At 62.9% G+C, this 17,484-nt stretch carries 15 protein-coding genes; 9 read left to right on the top strand and 6 right to left on the bottom strand.

All coding sequences use genetic code 11. The features are described 5' to 3' along the window. Positions 1 to 4: 4 nt before the first annotated feature. Positions 5 to 631 carry a PH domain-containing protein gene (locus AB0O52_RS02575; RefSeq protein WP_364532934.1) on the top strand — a complete coding sequence of 209 codons (627 nt, stop codon included), beginning with the start codon at positions 5 to 7 and terminating at the stop codon, positions 629 to 631. Between the two features lie 24 nt (positions 632 to 655). Here the strand turns inward: AB0O52_RS02575 and AB0O52_RS02570 are convergent, their stop codons facing one another. The 3 genes from AB0O52_RS02570 to AB0O52_RS02560 form a co-directional block, all read right to left on the bottom strand. Beyond that, positions 656 to 1,750 carry an ABC transporter permease gene (locus tag AB0O52_RS02570; RefSeq protein WP_364532931.1) on the bottom strand — a complete coding sequence of 365 codons (1,095 nt, stop codon included), beginning with the start codon at positions 1,748 to 1,750 and terminating at the stop codon, positions 656 to 658. Then, complete coding sequence (locus AB0O52_RS02565; protein WP_364532928.1) at positions 1,747 to 3,288, bottom strand: ABC transporter permease; 1,542 nt, start codon at positions 3,286 to 3,288, stop codon at positions 1,747 to 1,749. The genes AB0O52_RS02570 and AB0O52_RS02565 overlap by 4 nt, the downstream gene beginning before the upstream one ends. A 176-nt stretch (positions 3,289 to 3,464) precedes the next feature. After that, the gene (locus AB0O52_RS02560; RefSeq protein ID WP_364532925.1) at positions 3,465 to 5,240 is read right to left on the bottom strand and encodes an ABC transporter family substrate-binding protein; all 1,776 of its coding nucleotides are present in this window, start codon (positions 5,238 to 5,240) and stop codon (positions 3,465 to 3,467) included. Positions 5,241 to 5,608: 368 nt separating this feature from the next. Here AB0O52_RS02560 and AB0O52_RS02555 point away from each other — a divergent pair, with 368 nt between their 5' ends. Next, positions 5,609 to 5,812, top strand: coding sequence for a hypothetical protein (locus AB0O52_RS02555; protein ID WP_364532922.1), 204 nt, complete (start codon positions 5,609 to 5,611; stop codon positions 5,810 to 5,812). Between the two features lie 18 nt (positions 5,813 to 5,830). On the opposite strand, the gene AB0O52_RS02550 is transcribed toward AB0O52_RS02555, so the two are convergent. Continuing rightward, positions 5,831 to 7,597: a GNAT family N-acetyltransferase gene (locus AB0O52_RS02550; protein WP_364532919.1), complete on the bottom strand. Its 1,767-nt coding sequence runs from the start codon at positions 7,595 to 7,597 to the stop codon at positions 5,831 to 5,833. 84 nt (positions 7,598 to 7,681) lie between these two features. Here AB0O52_RS02550 and AB0O52_RS02545 point away from each other — a divergent pair, with 84 nt between their 5' ends. The 7 genes from AB0O52_RS02545 (at position 7,682) to AB0O52_RS02515 (ending at position 14,405) form a co-directional block, all read left to right on the top strand. Beyond that, entirely contained in the window at positions 7,682 to 8,461 is a 780-nt protein-coding gene (locus AB0O52_RS02545; RefSeq protein ID WP_364532916.1) for an alpha/beta fold hydrolase, read from the top strand. Positions 8,462 to 8,553: 92 nt separating this feature from the next. Next, positions 8,554 to 9,261: a histidine phosphatase family protein gene (locus tag AB0O52_RS02540; protein ID WP_364532913.1), complete on the top strand. Its 708-nt coding sequence runs from the start codon at positions 8,554 to 8,556 to the stop codon at positions 9,259 to 9,261. 9 nt (positions 9,262 to 9,270) lie between these two features. Next, a complete protein-coding gene (locus AB0O52_RS02535; RefSeq protein WP_364532911.1) occupies positions 9,271 to 9,825 on the top strand; it encodes a DUF3090 domain-containing protein in 555 nt (184 codons plus the stop codon). Then, the gene (locus tag AB0O52_RS02530) at positions 9,825 to 10,592 is read left to right on the top strand and encodes an SCO1664 family protein (RefSeq protein WP_364532908.1); all 768 of its coding nucleotides are present in this window, start codon (positions 9,825 to 9,827) and stop codon (positions 10,590 to 10,592) included. The genes AB0O52_RS02535 and AB0O52_RS02530 overlap by 1 nt, the downstream gene beginning before the upstream one ends. 553 nt (positions 10,593 to 11,145) lie before the next feature. Further along, the gene (locus tag AB0O52_RS02525) at positions 11,146 to 12,390 is read left to right on the top strand and encodes a Fic family protein (protein WP_364532905.1); all 1,245 of its coding nucleotides are present in this window, start codon (positions 11,146 to 11,148) and stop codon (positions 12,388 to 12,390) included. A gap of 1,439 nt (positions 12,391 to 13,829) precedes the next feature. Beyond that, complete coding sequence (locus AB0O52_RS02520) at positions 13,830 to 14,189, top strand: hypothetical protein (RefSeq protein ID WP_364532903.1); 360 nt, start codon at positions 13,830 to 13,832, stop codon at positions 14,187 to 14,189. Between the two features lie 9 nt (positions 14,190 to 14,198). Then, complete coding sequence (locus AB0O52_RS02515; protein WP_364532900.1) at positions 14,199 to 14,405, top strand: hypothetical protein; 207 nt, start codon at positions 14,199 to 14,201, stop codon at positions 14,403 to 14,405. Positions 14,406 to 14,504: 99 nt separating this feature from the next. Here AB0O52_RS02515 and AB0O52_RS02510 read toward each other — a convergent pair whose 3' ends face one another. Both AB0O52_RS02510 and AB0O52_RS02505 read right to left on the bottom strand, forming a co-directional pair. Continuing rightward, entirely contained in the window at positions 14,505 to 15,017 is a 513-nt protein-coding gene (locus AB0O52_RS02510) for a DUF1345 domain-containing protein (protein WP_364532897.1), read from the bottom strand. A gap of 445 nt (positions 15,018 to 15,462) precedes the next feature. Beyond that, on the bottom strand, positions 15,463 to 17,457 hold the full coding sequence (locus AB0O52_RS02505; protein WP_364532895.1) for an aconitate hydratase: 1,995 nt from the start codon (positions 17,455 to 17,457) through the stop codon (positions 15,463 to 15,465). Between the last annotated feature and the right edge of the window lie 27 nt (positions 17,458 to 17,484).

Raw genomic sequence — 17,484 nt, 5'->3', positions numbered from 1 at the left:
GGGCATGAGCAGAGCGCCGTATGCCGGAAATGTCGAAATCTTCAAGGCCCGCAGCAGCAAGACATTTGCTTGGATCTGCTGGGCGGTTGCCGTTTTCGGGATTGTCGTGACGCTCGTGGCAGCCGGTCCGCGCGCCCTTCCGGGCACCACGCCCCTGCTCTTCATAGCGTTCCTTGGCTGGTTGCTTTTCTGGCGCCCGGTAGTGGTGGTCAGGGATTCCGGCGTCGCGCTGGAGAATCCCTACCGGACCATCGATGTTCCGTGGGACGCCCTGGTGCAGGTTGATACCCGCTTCGCCCTCACCCTCGTGACACCTCACAAGAGGTACCCGGCCTGGGCTGCTCCCGCGCCGGGAATCTGGGGCGGGCGCAACGCCCGCCCCGAGCACCTCAAGGGACTCCCGGGCACCACCTACGGCCCCGGCAGCTCGGTTCGTCCCGGAGACCTCAAGAACACCGATTCGGGCACCGCAGCAGTCCTCGTCCGCACCCGCTGGCAGGACCTCGTTGAAGCCGGACGCGTGGAACCCGGCCGGGCTGAGGACGCTTTGGTGACGGTCGCCGTCGGATGGCTCCGGATAGCGGCCACCGTGGCCCTGGCCGCGGCCAGCTACTGGGCGGTCTTCCTCTAGGAGGTTTCCCTGCACGGGTAGCACTCAGCTGCCTTTCGAGGCATCGGCAACCGGCGCCGTCGTGCTGGAGTGGCGCGCTGTTTCGACGGCGGTCTTGGCTTTGAACTTTTTCTGCCGCGGATCGAACGCGTCCCGCAGGCCGTCGCCGATGAAGTTGATGCTCAAGCAGATGAGGATGATGAACAGGCCCGGGAACCAGAACAGCCACGGCCTTGTAGCGAAGGCTTCTTGGTTTTGCGCAACCAACAGGCCGAGCGAGGTATCGGGCGCCTTCACGCCGAGGCCCAGGTAGCTGAGGGCGGTCTCCAGCAGGATCGCTGCGGACATGGTCAGCGTCACGTTGACGATCAGCACACCGACGGCGTTGGGCAGGATGTGCTTGAAGATGATCCTCGCATTGGACGCTCCGGAGATCCTGGCTGCGTCTACGAACTCCCGCTCGCGCAGGGTCAGGAACTCACCGCGGACCAGGCGGGCGAGGCCCACCCAGAGGACGAAGCCAAGGAAAACGCCAAGAATGACGACGCCGTTGTTGGAGGCGAAGCCCGCAATCCAGCTGCCTTCATCCCTGCGGTTGGCAATCTGGCCAACCACGGCCGCCAGGAGCAGCACGGGGATGATGATGATGACATCGGTGAGGCGCATGAGGACTGCTTCCACCCAGCCGCGGAAATAGCCGGCAAGTCCGCCGACGATTGCGCCGACCGCGCCCGCGATGGCGCCGATCAGGACCATGACAGTGATGGACTGTTGGGCACCGCGCATGGTCATGGCGAACAGATCGCGTCCAATCCGGTCCTGGCCGAACGGGTGCTCTCCCCAGGCAACGGGCCACAATGACGACGTCGGGACACCATCGTTGACGAGGGGCGAAACATCCACATGGTTGTACTTCCACCACCCCGGGATGCCAAAAGCACCCACTGAAGTGAAAGCGAGCAGAAAGATCGCAGCGAATACGGCGAGCCCGATCAAGGCACCGGTGTGGCCAAAGAACCGCTTACGGACAATCTGGCCCTGGCTGAGGCCGCCGGTAACTTCGAAGCCGGCCTCGGCGCCTGCTGCTTCGGCGAGCGCCTGTTGTGCCAGGATTTCTTCCTCTTGGGTTGGCTGGCTCATGCTTTGATCCTTACGCGTGGGTCGAGAGCGGAGTAAGCGAGGTCCGCTACGAGGTTGAAGACCATTGCGGTGATGGCGACGCACAAGAAGACGCCCATCACCGGGTTCACGTCGGAGCGTTGCAGTCCGTCAATGAAAAGGAAGCCCATGCCGCGGACGGAAAACACCGATTCCGTGATGACCGCACCACCGATCAATGCGCCGATGTCGAACGCGACGATCGTCGCGATGGGAATCAGGGCGTTCCGGAACGCGTGGCCCATGATCACGGACCTTTCGCTCAAGCCCTTTGCCCGTGCTGTCCGGATGTAGTCCATGTTCATGATTTCCAGCATCGACGAGCGCGTGAATCGCGTATAGCTGGCCAGGGAGACCAGGATCAGGGCGATCGTGGGCAATACGAGGTGGGTGAGCGTATCGGTGGACATGATCCAGAAGTCACCCTGGATGTTCGGGGTTCCCGCCCCGATGGTGGCAATGGGACGCCCGCGAACCCGGCTGTTGTTGAAGTACGACGGCCACGCCTGCATGAAGCGGTCCATGACCACGAGGGCTCCGACCAGGAACGCGGTGATAGCGGCAGCACGCATTGACTGTCCACGGTCGAAACCGCCCATGAAGTACCCGACGGCCACGCCAACAAGGATGGTGGCGATGGCAAGGAGGAAAATCATGAGCCCGGTCGCGTCATTGAGCAACGGCTGGACAGCGAAGTAGGCGATCACGCCGATGCCCACAACGATCAGGCTTGATTGCAGGGCCTTGCGGTTCTTGAGCCCCGAAACCAATACCGTGACTCCGAAGGCAATTCCCACTCCAAGAATGGCGATGATGACGGGCCCCAAGCCGGGATTGCGGAACCACTGCGTCAGGGAGAAGTAGATGAGGATAAGGGAGACAGCCGCTAAGACCGAGCCACCGACGATCAGCCGGCGTTTGGCCGCTCCGCCGACGACCACTGCGGCGATGACGCCGAGGACGGCACCGATCCCCAAGGCCACGGCAGGAGGTATTTCCGGATTTCGAAGGAAGTCGTTGAAGCCGATGGCACCGAATTCCTTGAGGAGGACGGCTACCCAGAAGATCGGCAGCGAGAAGAACAGGAACGCCATGAACGTTACGCCGTAGTCCAACGCGCTGTACTGGCGGAGGGCGGTGACGATGCCGAGGGAGATGCCGATCAGGATGGCCAGGACTGTGGCGCCCGTGACGAGCGTGAGCGTTTGGACCAAGGCAAAGCCCAGAGCCTCGGTAATTGGCTGTCCGGCGATGTTCCTGCCAAGGTTGCAGGCATTTCCAAACGGCACAACACATTGGGCCGCACCGCCAAGCCACTTGAAGTAGCGCAGTGGCGGCGGAGTGTTGAGATCAAGCAGATTGATTCGGGCATCCATCAGCGCTTGCCGGTTCGGCGCGCTACTGGCCCGGAATTCCGCCAGGGGATCTCCGGACGACGCTGTCAGGAGATACACCAGGAACGATGCTCCGAGAAGGATGAATGCGGCGGTAACCAACCGCCGGACTATATAGGTCAACATGGTGAGGAACCTCGAAATCCAGGCCCGGGTTCGCCGGCGCCCATCGCAGAATCGTGCCCGTTCCCTGGATGGGGTTGGGGGAAGCGGACAATATGCCGGTGCACCAACCAAGGCGCCGGGACCATGGTACGTCGGTCCCGGCGCCTTGGCAGGTATTTTAGCTCAGCGAGCAAGGTTTACTTCTGGGCCCACTCCCAGAAGTTCCACCAAACACCAGTCTGGTTCGGCATGAGCTTCACGCCGGTGATGCGGTCGCTGTAGGCGTCCACGTTCACTGACTGGAAGAGCGGAACACCGTAAGAGCTGTCCCAGATCTTCTTGTCGATCTGCTTCTGGAGATCGTCCTGCTTGCTGCGGTCAGTGGTGACCACGAGCTCCTCCATCAGCTTGTCCGCATCGGTGTTGCTGAACTGGTTGAAGTTGTTGCCCCCACCGGTCTTGAAGATCTGCGGAACGCCGGAGACTCCGACACCCGGGTTGATCCACCCGAAGATCGTTGCGTCATAGCCACCCTTGCCCAAGGCCTTGCCCCAGTCAGAGGCGCCCAAGCCGCCGTCGACGATCTTGAAGCCTGCCTTGGTGGCGGATTCGCGGATCAGCGAGAAAGCGTCAACACGGTTCGGGTTGTCCTTGTTGTACATGATGCGGATTTCCGGAGTCGCACCATTCAGAAGCTTCTTGGCACCATCAATGTCCACGTCCTGGTAGGCCGAGGAGCCATTGTTCTTCACGGAATCAGCGTAGGCAGCCTGCTGGGGAACGAAGATCTGGGAGTCCAGCGGCTTCGCGTTCGGATCGAGCTTGCCGACGATCTTGTTGACGATGTCCTTGCGGGGAACCGTCTTCATGAAGGCGGTACGTACGTTCTGGTCGGCCAGCGGGCCCGAGAAGTTCAGGTCCAAGTGGTCGAAGGCCAGCTGGTTGCCCTGGTCGACGGTAACACCCTGGCTGGACAGTGCCTTCAGCTGGTCGAGGGTGTCCGCGGAAGCCTGCGGGGCAATGATGTCCGCCTCGCCGTTCTTGAGGGCCTGGACCTGGGCCGGCGCCGAGCCGATGTACCGGACGGTGATTTCGTCAAGGTTGGGAGTCGGTCCCCAGTTGTAGTCCTTGTTGCGGACCATGGTGAGGGACTGGTCCTGGTTCATGCTCTTGACGATGTAAGGACCGTTCGAGAGGAACAGGGTCGGATCGGCGGGAAGCGTCTTCGTATCGAAGCCGGTATTCCACATGTCCGACATTGCCTTCAGCTTCGGATCGGCGGGAAGTGGTGCCTTGGAATCTCCGCGCGGCTTGCTCTTGAAGAAGTCGATCAAGGCCTGGGTGTCCTTCAGGCCGGCCTTCTGGGCAATGACGTGGGCAGGAACGTCGATGCCGGGCCCACCAAGCACGATCTCCCAGTCAGCGAATGGCTTGGAGTACTTGAGCGTGAGGGTCTTGTTGTTGTTGCTGATCTCCGGGAAGTCAGTCAGGCTGAGGCCCGTGTTGTCACCGGCGTACGAGAAATAGGACGTACCCGTCTTGGCCTTGGAATCGGCGTCGTCGTAGTAACCGGAGAAGGCCGCCCACTGCAGGAGGAGGTCAGCGGCGGAGACCGGGGTGCCGTCAGACCACTTCACACCATCGTTGATGGTGTACTTGACGGTCAGCGGGTTGTCCGAGACCTTCTCCATTTTGCCGAACTTGTCGTTGTGGACGACGTTCAGCTTGTTGTCGATGTAGTAGAAGCCCGAGTGCGTCGCGTAGCTGACCTTGGAGTTGATGTCAGTATTGCCGTCGGCTGTGTTGGGGTTGAACGTGTTGAAAGCGTTGACCTCGACCACAGTGGCCGTGCCACCCGTCTTGGCTGACCCGGTGGAAGGGGTATTGCCACCGGAATTGCCGGCACAGGCGCTCAGTGCGATCGCGGCGATTGCCGCAATACCCACTGCTTTGGAAGTACGTCCGAAACGCATTCCGCCTCCTATTTTTTTGAGTGGAAAAAGCCGGCGCTGTTGACTCCGGCAGACTGCCACAACCCCCTCAGCAGGCTTGTGGCTGGTCTCACATGAGCAGTAGCCTAGCGCCCGGAACGGATGTTTGGGTGCAAAGTTTCCCGCCGGTAAAGTTTGTTATCGAGATGCAATCATTGAAGGACGTCCTAGTGGTTCCGTAATCCCCGTCAATATGACATAAGCCCCGTTTCAAAGGCGAACCGGGGCCTAAGTCGGTTAATTCCCCATCACTGAACACTCCACGCGGGGACCGCTGGGATGGGGCCGCAGGAGCCGCCGGTAGGGTGCAGGGGTGTCCAGGCCTCGTTTTGGGGTCTACGTTGAGGTATATGGGCGAGAAATTCACTTATGAGGGCGGTCCGCGTGATAAAGAACGCAGCGAGGGCGAGGTATCGGACTTCCCGGAGATTCACCCGGACGGTGAGTACCAATGGTCTGGTTTGGCACACGGCCAGCCTCTGGCCGACCAACCCGCTGGTGAGTCCGACGACGGCGAGTCGGCGACCGTAGTCTGGTACCCGAAAACCGACTAGCCCGATCTGTGTGGACTTCTATATGGACCGTTTCAGTCCTACGTGGGCAGACCGATATCCGAGTCGGGAGTAGAAAGCCCGAGCCCGTTCCCGTGCTTCGTCGGTGGTGACCTGTGCCAGTTGCGCCCCCCGCGCACGCCCGAAATTATGTGCCCACTCGAGCATCGCGGTGCCCAAGCCCTGTGACCGTTCCGCGGCCGCAACTCGCAGTCCCTCGATCTGTAGTCGGGAAGAACCACCCCGGGAAAGACCGGGAATGACGGTCAATTGCATTGTGGCAACGATGCGATCGGCATCATTGCGAACAACCCCCAGATAGTTGGAACTGTCGCGAACAACCAGGTTGTAGGCCGCCTCGTATCGTTCGAGCTCGACGCACTCCCGATCGGGACCGAACTGATCATCAGACAACAGCGCCGCGATGGCCGCAACGTCATCGTGGCTCGCCCGTTCAAGCCTGAAGGTCCGGCCCGCCACCCGCAACAGTCCTTGAACCGAGGAGCGCGCATATGCCTGCAAACGAGCGACCAACAGATCAAGCCACCCGCCGACACTGGCTCGAGCCTCCATCGTGTCGGGATAGCGGCATCTCAAATGCAGACCTGATTCGTCCAGGATGAACCAAAGCATGACCCCGTCGGTGTCGATTGTCGCGCTCACATATTGGGCGTCGAGTCCGACGGAGTCGATTCGCACCGGCAGCCTGCGCAGGTCGAGCCAGGAGATCGCGAACATACCAGGAGCTACGGGCATGCCGCCCCATGGAGCCAGGACGTCCGCGAGCGGCCACGAGCCAAGCTGCACAGCCTCTTTTACCGCGGCCGCCGCGGCGCGCGGCTCGGCGACTGCCGACTCAAGTACCGAGTTAGTAATGAACCAGCCCACGGAGTCATGCCAGTTGTCGTCGAAGCGGCTGTGCACGGGAAAAACGGCCCGGAGCGGGCTTCCCGCCAACTCGCGGGTCACGGCTGTCATCGCAACAACAGCGAGCGCGAGCGTCGAGACACCGTCGTTGCGGGCCTGGGCAGCAAATGCGGCACCGTCATCGAGATCGAACACATCGCGAACTTCTACCCGCTCGCGCTGCGGATCGGGCGCACCCAGGGGAAGTGGGAATTGCGGCATGACGCCGCCGCTTTCACCGATGATCTCTTCCCATCGGTGACGCACATGGTCCGGCGCCGCATTCCGATCCAACAGTGCTTGGGTGTGTTCAACGAATGCTGGCGCGGCCCCGGGCAACAGTTCACGGCCGGCCCGCCCGGCATCCAGCGCCGACAGCAGGTCCCGCGCGATCACCAGCATGGACCACATATCGACGTGGGCGTGGTCGGCCGCAATCACGACCGTGAGTCCGGCAGCAGTCTCCAACACGCACAGCCGGTGTGAGGGCTGTTGGTATGGCGAACAGGTGGCATCAAGTATGTCCCGCACCGCGTCATTGACTGCCTGGCCGGGAGATACCTGATGCTCCACCCAGGTTCCCGGACCGATTTCAATTTCGTGAAGCTCCGGATCACCATCCGCACCGGGCACGAATGCCGTTCGCAGTGTGCCATGACGGGCGAGGACAGCGAGCCAGGCATCGGCGATTGACCCACGACGAGTTGGTGAAGGCAGCCGAAAAGACAATGCCATCCAGGAGCCGGGGCGGTCGCCTGCCCCCACATGGAGCCGCTGGTCAAATGACACTGGAAGACGCCGGCCGAGAGCAGACACACTGACGTCGTAGCCCCAAAGTCGTCCGAACGGTAGGCGCAGGTGCGTGACGTTGGTCAGCCGCATGGCAGTATCCTATCGCCCCGGATAGCCTGAATGTTCAACGGGGCCGCTCAACGTGACGCGGTCAGTTACGAAACGAGGAGCCTGATGCCCACCTTCGAGGTTCCCGGAGCCGAGCTTGCGGTTGCTTTGAGCGACGAAGGCGGACACCCGGTTGTCCAACTGCATGGCCTTACCTCAAGCCGCGCGCACGATCGGGTACTCAACCTCGACCTCGGTCGAGGGCTTAGTGGAACACGGTTGCTGCGGTACGACGCACGCGGCCATGGCGAGTCGACGGGGCGGAAGGTTCCCGAGGAATATCAATGGCAAAACCTCGCCGATGACCTCCTGCGAGTGCTCGATCACTGGTTCCCAGGCGAACCTGTCCACGGAGTCGGCCCCTCCATGGGTACCGGCACACTCCTGCATGCCGCTTCCCGCGAGCCAGACCGCTTTACCGGGCTCACGCTGATGGTGCCACCCACGGCGTGGGAAACCCGGGCTGCGCAGGCTGCGAACTACCGAGTTGCAGCAGCGCTGATCGAGTCTGTAGGTGTCGAGGCATTCCTCGCCACCACTCGCGGAACAACACCGCCGCCCGCCACGGTCGGTGCGCCGGAGACGGTGCCCGACGTCGCCGATGCCCTCCTGCCGTCGTTGTTTCGCGGCGCGGCACTCAGCGATCTGCCTGCTCGCCAAGCCGTCGCGCGAATCGACATACCGACGACAATCTTGGCGTGGGTCGATGATCCGGGCCACCCGCTGTCAACCGCGGAATCCCTTGCCGCACTGCTCCCCCAAGCAACGCTGACGGTCGCCCGCACCCCCGGAGACGTCGAAACCTGGCCCAACATTCTGAGCCAGGATGTCGCCCGTCGGGGCTAAGCGACTATACGCTCGACTACTTGCTCACAGTTAAGCGGAACGGGACCCGGCACGGTTCACCCTGCGATCGGGCGGGTGGTTAGGCTGGGTGCATGGCGACAGTTATTCTCGTGCGGCACGGCCGCACCACAGCCAATGCCACTGGGCTGCTGGCCGGCCGGGCCGTCGGCGTCGGCCTGGACCGGATCGGGCACGATCAGGCGGCCCTGACCGGAGACCGGCTCGCGGCCGTGCCCTTGGTCGCGGTGGTGTCGAGCCCTCTTGAGCGTTGTCAGCAGACCGCACAGCTCATCCTCGATCGTCAGGCCGGCACGCCGTACGCGCCGGTCGAGCCCGATCTCATCGAGTGCGATTACGGCCAGTGGCAGGGCCGCACGCTCAGTGATCTCGCATCCGAGGAACTGTGGCCCATCGTGCAGTCCCAACCGTCCGCCGTCGTCTTTCCCGGCGGTGAATCCATGGCCGCCATGCAGGCTCGGTCGGTGGCAGCGATTCGACGCCACGATTCAGCCTTCGAAGCCGAGTACGGACCAGGAGCCGTGTGGGTGGCGGTCAGCCACGGCGACATCATCAAGTCAATCCTTGCCGACGCACTCGGCATGCACCTTGACCTGTTCCAGCGTATTACCGTGGGCCCCGGCTCCGTATCGATCGTACGCTACGGCGCTAGCCGGCCCAGCGTCCACGCGACAAACACCGACGCGGGTGATCTGTCCTGGCTGTCGGACGGCATCCATTCTGGCGATGCGCCGGTGGGCGGCGGTGCAGGGCAAAAGGCGCCAAAAGCCTCATGCGCCTAGAATACTGACATGCCTACACGTGTTCACGAGTTTGCCTGGCCTGACCGGGTCGTCGTCGGCACCATCGGCCTGCCGGGGGCGCGAACGTTCTACCTGCAGGTGCGCGAAGGGACGCAGATCGTAAGCATTGCCATGGAGAAAGAGCAGTCGGCCCTGCTCGCGGAGAAGATCGACGAAATTCTCGACCAGCTCATCACCGTCGAAGGCAACCCCTTCAGTGTCCCCACGGGTACTCCCGTTGAACTTGTCGACAATGACAAACTCGATGCCGTTCAGGAGCAGTTTCGCACCGGCGCCATGACCTTAGCTTGGGACCCAACCACGGCACAGCTCGTACTAGAGGCCTACCCCATCACCGATGTCGACGCCGACGACAACGACGCATCGCTTGATGAGGACGGCGCTAACGCGCCCGAAATGCTGCTGGTGCGAATGCCGGTTGGCACCGCCCGCGCATTCGCCAAGCGCACCCGTGAGATCGTGGGCGCGGGGCGTCCGACGTGCCCGCTCTGCGGTTACCCCATAGACGCCGACGGGCACATCTGCACCTTTCCCGAGGCCTGATGCCGACGCCGGACCTAGTGACCGCCGAGCTGACGCTCACCGGCCGCATCACGACGGCTTCGAACGCTACATTTCTTGGCCGCATCGGCGACGTGGTGGTCGTCTATAAGCCGATAGCAGGCGAAACTCCGCTATGGGACTTTCCCCACGGCACCCTGGCATACCGGGAGGTGGCCGCCTACCTTGTCTCGCAGGTCTTCGGCTGGGACATCGTGCCGCACACCTGGCTGCGCGACGGTCCGATGGGCAAAGGTATGGTGCAGCTCTGGCAGGAGCAAGACACCGCCCAAAACGCCGTGAACCTGGTCGCGACAGACCACGTGCCGAAGACGGGCTGGAAACAAGTTCTCGAGGGACAAGATGAGAGCGGACGGATGGTCACCCTCGTTCACGAAGATTCGCCGGCGCTCAGACGCATGGCCGTGTTCGACACGGTCGTCAACAACGCCGACCGCAAAGGCGACCACATTCTTGCCATGACGGACGGACACCGGCACGGCGTGGACCACGGGCTCACGTTCCACCGTGACCACAAACTGCGCACGGTGCTGTGGGGATGGCTGGGAGACCCTCTGACCTCCGAGGAACGCGACGGCGTCGATCGAGTCAGCGAAGGACTCCGCGGTGAGCTGGGCCGAAAGCTGGCGGAATTGCTCAGCGCCGAAGAAATCGCGTCGCTCGCCGAGCGCTGCGCCCGTTTGCGGTTGGCAGGGCGGTTTCCGGCTCCGAGCGGTGCGATGTCAGCGGTGCCCTGGCCGCTGTTCTAAGCACGACTGCACTCCTCGGGACAGGCCAGGACCCATTACTTCTTGCCCGGCCGGTCTGATGTTGGTGGAAGGCAAACGTGGATTCATTTCGATGGATAACAACAGAAGCTCAGCGGCGTCCACGGCCTCCAAGGGACGGGGCATCTCAAACTCCCTTCGTCGCAAGGTCGCCCGTCTTTTGCTGCGACGCGATCGAGCCATCCCGCAATTTCGGAAGTGCCACGGTAGAGGTGTCCGTCGTCGACGACGACGGCATCGGGGGTGAACGCCTCGATGGCCGTCCTTCGCTGGTTGCCTTGCGAACGGTCCAGATATGTCCGCTGCTTCGGCCCCGTGAATGACGCATCACGTCGAGACCCTCATGGACCAAGGCGACACAGCCCGAGTGATCCTGGCTTCAACACGCGCGGCTTGACAGGAAGATACTCACGAACGCGGAAGGGGCCCTGGCAGCGATGCTCCGGCATGTCTAAATGAGAGAATCCGTCGCGGGTTCTTACGTTTAGGAGTATAAATGTAAGAATTCACGGGATATTCTTACAGTTAGGTGATCATGGAGCAGCCGAGTCACACCGACGGCACCTACGGACCCGTCCCCCTGGGCGGTGCACCTGTCTGGCCGGCGGGCGAGTATGAAACCTACGAATGGACCGGGACCCAGGACGCCTTCCGTACCAGCAACTATCTGTCCGGGATGGCCGGGCAGCCCTATGAGGCGTTCATCCCGTCGACCATCGCAAAATCGGCTTACCTGCCCTCTCCAGGGGTCGCAGCCCTGGCCGAGGAAGCCACTCAGGAGATCAGCCGGTTCGACGAACGCTACGGCGAGCACCTGCGCCCGTTCGTGTCGCTGATGCTGCGCAGTGAGTCCGTAGCCTCCTCCCAGATCGAAAACCTGACCGCCAGCGCCCGCAGCCTGGGTGAGGCCGAGCTCGGTGTGGAAGACAAGGCCAACGCCACCTTGGTCGTCCGCAATGTCCGGGCAATGGAGACGGCGCTGGCCGCTGCCGACCACCTGACGCCCGAAAGCGTCCTGGACATGCACCGGGCCCTGATGGACGGCACGTCCGACGCCGACGTCGCCGGACACTGGCGCGAGCAACAGGTCTGGATCGGCACCAGCCAATACAGTCCAATCGGCGCCGAATTCGTGCCGCCGCACGCCAGCCGCGTTCCGGCCCTCATGACGGACGTCATGGACTACGCCCGGCGCCAGGACCTCCCGGCGATCGTCCAGGCCGCCATCGCGCACGCCCAATTCGAGACCATCCACCCGTTCACCGACGGCAACGGCCGCACCGGACGAGCCTTGCTGCACGCCATGCTCAAGCACCGGGGCGTGGCCTCCAACGTGACCGTCCCCGTCTCCGCCGGGCTGCTCTCCAACGTCGGCGGCTATCACGCCGCTCTCACCGCCTTCCGGGCCGGGAACCCGGAGCTAATCATCACAGTGACCTCCGAAGCCGCGTTCCGGGCCATTGAGAACGGCACGACCCTCGCCAACGATGTTGTCGCCATCACCGAGGCCTGGGCTGACAGGATCACCGCACGCCGCGACTCGGCCGTATGGCCGGTCCTGGAACTTCTTGCCAGCCAGCCAGTTGTCAACGCAACGGTTCTGGAGTCCAAGCTCGGCCTCGACTACATGCGCCAGAAGCGCGCCCTGGACGCCCTGGAGGAAGCCGGGATCGTCGTCGGCGTCGATAAGTACAAGAAAGGCCGGTTCTGGCGGGCTCCTGACATGCTGGCAGCCTTGGACGCATTCGCCGAACGTGCGGGGCGGCGCAGCCGTACCTGAGCGAACCGGACTGCCCTCGTTTTTGTTGACCGCCTGACCAGAAAGTACAGAGCCAGACACAAGCCTTGTGGCTACTTCCTGCCCTGGCTCGCGGGGTGGCCGGACGGGACCGCACAGCACGCTGCCGGCACCCGAAGTCACATTCACAAGGGAGATGATTTTATGGTCTGTTCGGTGAAGGATCCTTCACCGGCCGGCATATCGGACTCTCAGGAGCAGGTCCTAAGTACGGCTGTGGCGCCGGGACGAGCCCGGAATGTGACTGTGTGTCCATTTTCATCACGAAAAACAGCCTGCGATCCGGACACGGTCACGGTGCCCGCTTGATAAGGGTTCCGCCACCCCGGAGGGGGATTGCCCTGACCATCATCCATTGGTGTTTCTGCAATGAAGAATGTGCCATCGACGCGCAATTCCTCGATACCGCAGTGCGTGTAAAGCATGATTCGCATGCCGGAAGCACTCGGGGCCGGCGCTTGCCCGGAGGCTTCGGTCATCTGCATTGGCGGGCCCGCGCACGCACACAGGACGGCCAACAGCGCCGCAGTCAATGATGAGATCCTCATTCCGGCCGTACGCCCACCCCAGTCCCACGATCAGGCTCACAGAATATGCCCTACGAAAGTCGGCCACAATGATAATGCTCGTCAGGTCGTTCTTAGTGACCGATGAGGGATCCCTTTGCGCGATGGGTGGGTCACAATGCCGTCGGCAGGGGGCTGCCGAGGAAGTTTTTAGGGAAGGTGGCGGTTGATCCAGCGCAGTGCTGGTCCGATGACGGGGCGTTCGTGCCAGTGGTGCTGCATGATGAACTCCCGGCTTTGCCGAAAAGCTTGTGACTGCCACCGGGACCAAGCGCCTTTGTTTTCTGCCATCTGTTCCCGGGCTCTTCTGCGCAGCGAGATGGTGCAGTTGACGCATACCCCGGCCTCGGGCCTGGCCCCTAGACGGATGACGCCTGCTTCGGGGAACATTCGGCCACAGCACCAGCACAATTGTTGCCCGGTCGTGCGGCCCGGATCCATTGTCGTCATGGGTGCATCATGTCATGTTGCGAGTGACCGGGCCGGGCCTTGGCCGCTTTCCTTCATCATTTTGGAATGGTGCATCCCTGCCCATGACAAGTAACGGAACAGAACCGGCACCAAGGCGTGGCTCCGGATCGTGGTCCGGAAGGCGTAGAAGCAACAGCCGATCCCTCACCGTCCGGTCGCTCTTGCTCGGCGTGTGGTGGGCTAGGCGCAGGCTGGACCCTTTCGACTTCATCGGACCGAACGGCCTCCGGACCATACTCGCGCTCTACTAGCTGTCGATCCTGGCGGCAGGGGTATCGCTTCTGATCGTCCGACTGGTCACCGTCCGGAAACCCTCACGGTTGGCAGCACCATGAATTACAATCTCAAGGGGCGCGCATCGTGGGTGCTTAATACGCTCGAACCTTGTACGCAGAGGACGGCACGGACGACTCCCGGCGGGCCCTCGGCGCCGTCGAGCTCTGGAATCTGGGCGGTGTCGCCGGACTCGCGGTAGACGGTGCGCCCTTCTTCATCCACGAGATCAACCCCGGAAACCCCGCAGAGACGAGCCCCGACCGGGCACGGGTGACGAGCACTCGGATCGAGCTGTTCGTGGAGGACCCGGACGTCTTCGTGGCCACGGCGATTGCCGCTGGGGCGACGCCGGGATCGCCCGTCGAGGACCACGACAGGCCGTGGGGGATGCACCGCCAAGGCGGGTTCTTCGACCCCTTCGGCCATGCCTGGTCCGTGGGAGATTCCTCGCCCCTCAGGAGGCAATGACATGCCGCGATGGGCAACTTGGCTGCCCAATCCTTCTCCCCTTACGTGTTCGCCGTGCCGCGCGCTCGGGCGCCGGGCGCCACGTCTGGCTCCGCTCAGCCGGACCGGGAGGGATCTCGACTCAACATCGCTCCGCAGGACATCGACAAGATCGCCGAACGGTCCAAGAGCATCTTCGAAGCAGGGCAGAAGGCTGCGGCGATCTGGGAGCCCTGAGGCGCCAGGGCTGCCAGGTTCCGCTTCGGTTCCTTCAAGGGGGCCGAATAACTTGTGGCGTGTTCCTGTCCCCCTACGCCGCTTTCTCAGCACTTGCGTTCAGTGGATCAGGCCGGACACGAGGTTGATGGTGGTGGCCAGTACTATCGCCCCCAGTAGATAGGACAGCAGCGCCTGGCGAAGCACCGTGGTGCGGATCGCCTCTGTCTTCAGGTCAGTATCGGAGACCTGGAAAGTCATCCCGACGGTGAAGGACAAATAGGCGAAGTCCAGGTAGCGGGGCGGTTTGTCCTCGTTGAAATCCACCCCGGCCCTGTCCCGGTAATAAATCGACGCGTAGCGAAGCGCAAACAGCGTATGGACCAGGAACCAGGACAGCGCGACGCTGCCCAGGGCCATGGCGATGATGGCCGCCTTCGTCCCGCCTTGGGCGTTGGAGGCATCCAGCAGGATCAGCGCCACCCCGGCGAAGCTGGCCACGGTAGCGGCCAACACCAGGACATCGGAGACGTGCCGGCCCGGATCTTCGCGCCGTGCGTGGGCTGCCGTGGCTTCTGCAGGCAGGCGCCCGATGATCGCCCACACCCAGATGAGGTAGGTCAGTGACGCCACCGCCCAACCCATGGCGGGGCGCGTATGCCCAGGACTTCAATGCCCCAACAGCCAGGGCGGTTCCCAGACCCAAAACGGTCATCACCAGAACCCGCAGCCGAGAATGATGCGCCACGGAACTGAAACCTTTATCCGAACCGCCCGTCATGCCTGTAAGACTCATGGACCGATCATCCCACCGCGCCTACCGGTCCCGTCTCTTACCAGCAGCGGCGAGTCGATCCGGTCCCAGTCTTTAGCGTTTGGTTGAGGTATATAAACAGACGAAACCCGGTGTAAAACGATCCTGGGCGAGTCCGGTGGGCGGCAGCTCGGGGCCTCTGCGCTTGCGGGAGATGCGGATGTTTGCGCTGGTTAGCGTCGGATACTTCACTTTTTCACGAGCTACTCCCGCTAGAGCCTCAGCCAGAACGCTTACGCCCCCGTTCATCGAAGTCGATTTCGTTCACGGCCAAAGCCTCGACCCGGCACGACGGGCGTCCCGGGCGCTCCGCCCGCGCAGCCAGGGGATGAGGCCACCGGCCAGGAGCATCTGAATCTGCCGTGGGGAGAGGCCGTGCCGCACGGGGTAGGCCTCATCACGGGTCTGGTTCTGCACCAGGATGTCCGTGCCGTTCACGAGGGCGTCCCGCAGATTTGGCAGCAGGAGCACGTCGCCTTGCTGGATACGGCCGTGATCGGCAGTATCCGCGAATTCGAGTGCGAGAACGCCGAAATTGGCCAGGTTCTGCCAGTGGATGCGTGCGAAGGAGACAGCCAGCACCGCGCGCAGCCCGAGAAAGCGCGGCGTGATCGCGGCGTGCTCCCGCGAGGATCCCTGGCCGTAGTTGGCGCCGGCGACCAACATGTGGCCGGACGTGTCGCGGGTCTGGGCAGCGCGGGCAGGGTAGCTTGCGTCGATCTGGGCGAAGGTGAATTCGGCGAGCTTCGGGATGTTGCTGCGGTAGGGCAGAACGCGTGCACCGGCGGGCAGGATCTCATCGGTCGAGATGTTGTCCCCCACGACCAGGGCGACCGGTGCCTCAATGCGGTCCGGGAGCGGGTCGAAGACCGGGAGTGAGGAGATGTTTTCGCCCTTGACCAGTGTCACTTCGGAGGCTTCGTCCGGCGGCAACGGCTTCTCCAGCATTGCCAGGTTCACGCTCGAGACCGCGGGCAGATCGGGTTCGGGGTACTCCAGTCCGAAGAGCTCCGGCAGGTCACGCGGGTCCGTGATCGTTCCGGTGAGTGCGGCCGCCACGGCTGTCTCCGGTGAGCACAGGTAGACCGAGTCTTCTTTCGTACCCGAACGGCCCGGGAAATTGCGCGGCATCGTGCGCAGGCTGTTGCTTCCGTTCGCTGGGGCCTGGCCCATGCCGATGCAGCCCATGCATCCGGTCTGATGCAGCCGGGCGCCGGCACTGATCAGATCGAAGGTGGCGCCCATTCGTGTCAGGTCCTGCAGGATCTGTCGGGAGCTGGGATTGACATCGAAGGACAGGCCTGGGTGGGTCTGCCGCCCTTTGGCGATGGCGGCGACAATCGCAAAATCACGCAGGCCAGGATTCGCGGAGGATCCGATCACGACCTGCGCGACCGGCCTGCCGACGACCTCCCGCACCGGAACGACGTTGCCCGGCGAGCTGGGGAGCGCGATGAGCGGGACGATCGTGGAGAGGTCGATCTCCTCGGTCACGTCGTATCCGGCATCCGGGTCGGCGAGCAGTTCGGTGAAGTCGCCTTCGCGCTGTTCGGTGCGCAGGAAAGCCCGGACCTGGTCGTCGGCCGGGAATACGGTGCTCGTCGCACCCAGTTCCGCGCCCATGTTGGCGATCACGTGCCGGTCCATCGCGGTCAGTCCTCCCAAGCCGGGGCCGTGGTATTCGATGATCCGGTTCAGGCCGCCATGGACACCGTGCCGGCGCAGCATTTCGAGAATGACGTCCTTGGCGCTCGTCCATGGCGGCAGTGTGCCGGTGAGCCGCACTCCCCAGACCTCGGGCATCTTCAGGTACAGCGGCTCGCCCGCGATGGCCAAGGCCACTTCGGTGCCCCCGACGCCGATGGCCAGCATCCCGAGCGAACCTGCGGCCGGAGTGTGGCTGTCGGAGCCGACCATGGTCTTGCCCGGGATACCGAACCGCTGCATGTGGGTCGGATGAGATACCCCATTGCCGGCCTTCGAGTACCACAGACCAAACCGCCGGCAGGCGGAGCGGAGAAAATCATGGTCCTCCGCGTTCTTGCTGTCGGCCTGCAGGAGGTTGTGATCGATGTACTGCACGGACACTTCGGTGCGTGCCCGATCGAGTCCGAGAGCCTCCAGTTCAAGCATGACCAGGGTTCCGGTCGCGTCTTGGGTGAGAGTCTGGTCGATATGCAGCCCGATCTCAGTCCCGGGAGTCATATCCCCCGCCACCAGATGGGATGCGATGAGCTTCTGGGCGACGTTGTATGCCATGGTGAGCTTCCTTCCTCGATGGCGATG

Source organism: Arthrobacter sp. NPDC080073, from assembly GCF_040686575.1.
Classification (GTDB): domain Bacteria; phylum Actinomycetota; class Actinomycetes; order Actinomycetales; family Micrococcaceae; genus Arthrobacter.
Note: the sequence above shows the minus strand (reverse complement) of the source record. Positions and strands in the feature narration are given on the sequence as shown.

Coding starts and splice junctions, on each gene's coding strand:
- AB0O52_RS02575 (WP_364532934.1), top strand. CDS start 5: ATGAGCAGAGCGCCGTATGCCGGAAATGTCGAAATCTTCAAGGCCCGC.
- AB0O52_RS02570 (WP_364532931.1), bottom strand. CDS start 1,750: ATGAGCCAGCCAACCCAAGAGGAAGAAATCCTGGCACAACAGGCGCTC.
- AB0O52_RS02565 (WP_364532928.1), bottom strand. CDS start 3,288: ATGTTGACCTATATAGTCCGGCGGTTGGTTACCGCCGCATTCATCCTT.
- AB0O52_RS02560 (WP_364532925.1), bottom strand. CDS start 5,240: ATGCGTTTCGGACGTACTTCCAAAGCAGTGGGTATTGCGGCAATCGCC.
- AB0O52_RS02555 (WP_364532922.1), top strand. CDS start 5,609: ATGGGCGAGAAATTCACTTATGAGGGCGGTCCGCGTGATAAAGAACGC.
- AB0O52_RS02550 (WP_364532919.1), bottom strand. CDS start 7,597: ATGCGGCTGACCAACGTCACGCACCTGCGCCTACCGTTCGGACGACTT.
- AB0O52_RS02545 (WP_364532916.1), top strand. CDS start 7,682: ATGCCCACCTTCGAGGTTCCCGGAGCCGAGCTTGCGGTTGCTTTGAGC.
- AB0O52_RS02540 (WP_364532913.1), top strand. CDS start 8,554: ATGGCGACAGTTATTCTCGTGCGGCACGGCCGCACCACAGCCAATGCC.
- AB0O52_RS02535 (WP_364532911.1), top strand. CDS start 9,271: ATGCCTACACGTGTTCACGAGTTTGCCTGGCCTGACCGGGTCGTCGTC.
- AB0O52_RS02530 (WP_364532908.1), top strand. CDS start 9,825: ATGCCGACGCCGGACCTAGTGACCGCCGAGCTGACGCTCACCGGCCGC.
- AB0O52_RS02525 (WP_364532905.1), top strand. CDS start 11,146: ATGGAGCAGCCGAGTCACACCGACGGCACCTACGGACCCGTCCCCCTG.
- AB0O52_RS02515 (WP_364532900.1), top strand. CDS start 14,199: ATGGGCAACTTGGCTGCCCAATCCTTCTCCCCTTACGTGTTCGCCGTG.
- AB0O52_RS02505 (WP_364532895.1), bottom strand. CDS start 17,457: ATGGCATACAACGTCGCCCAGAAGCTCATCGCATCCCATCTGGTGGCG.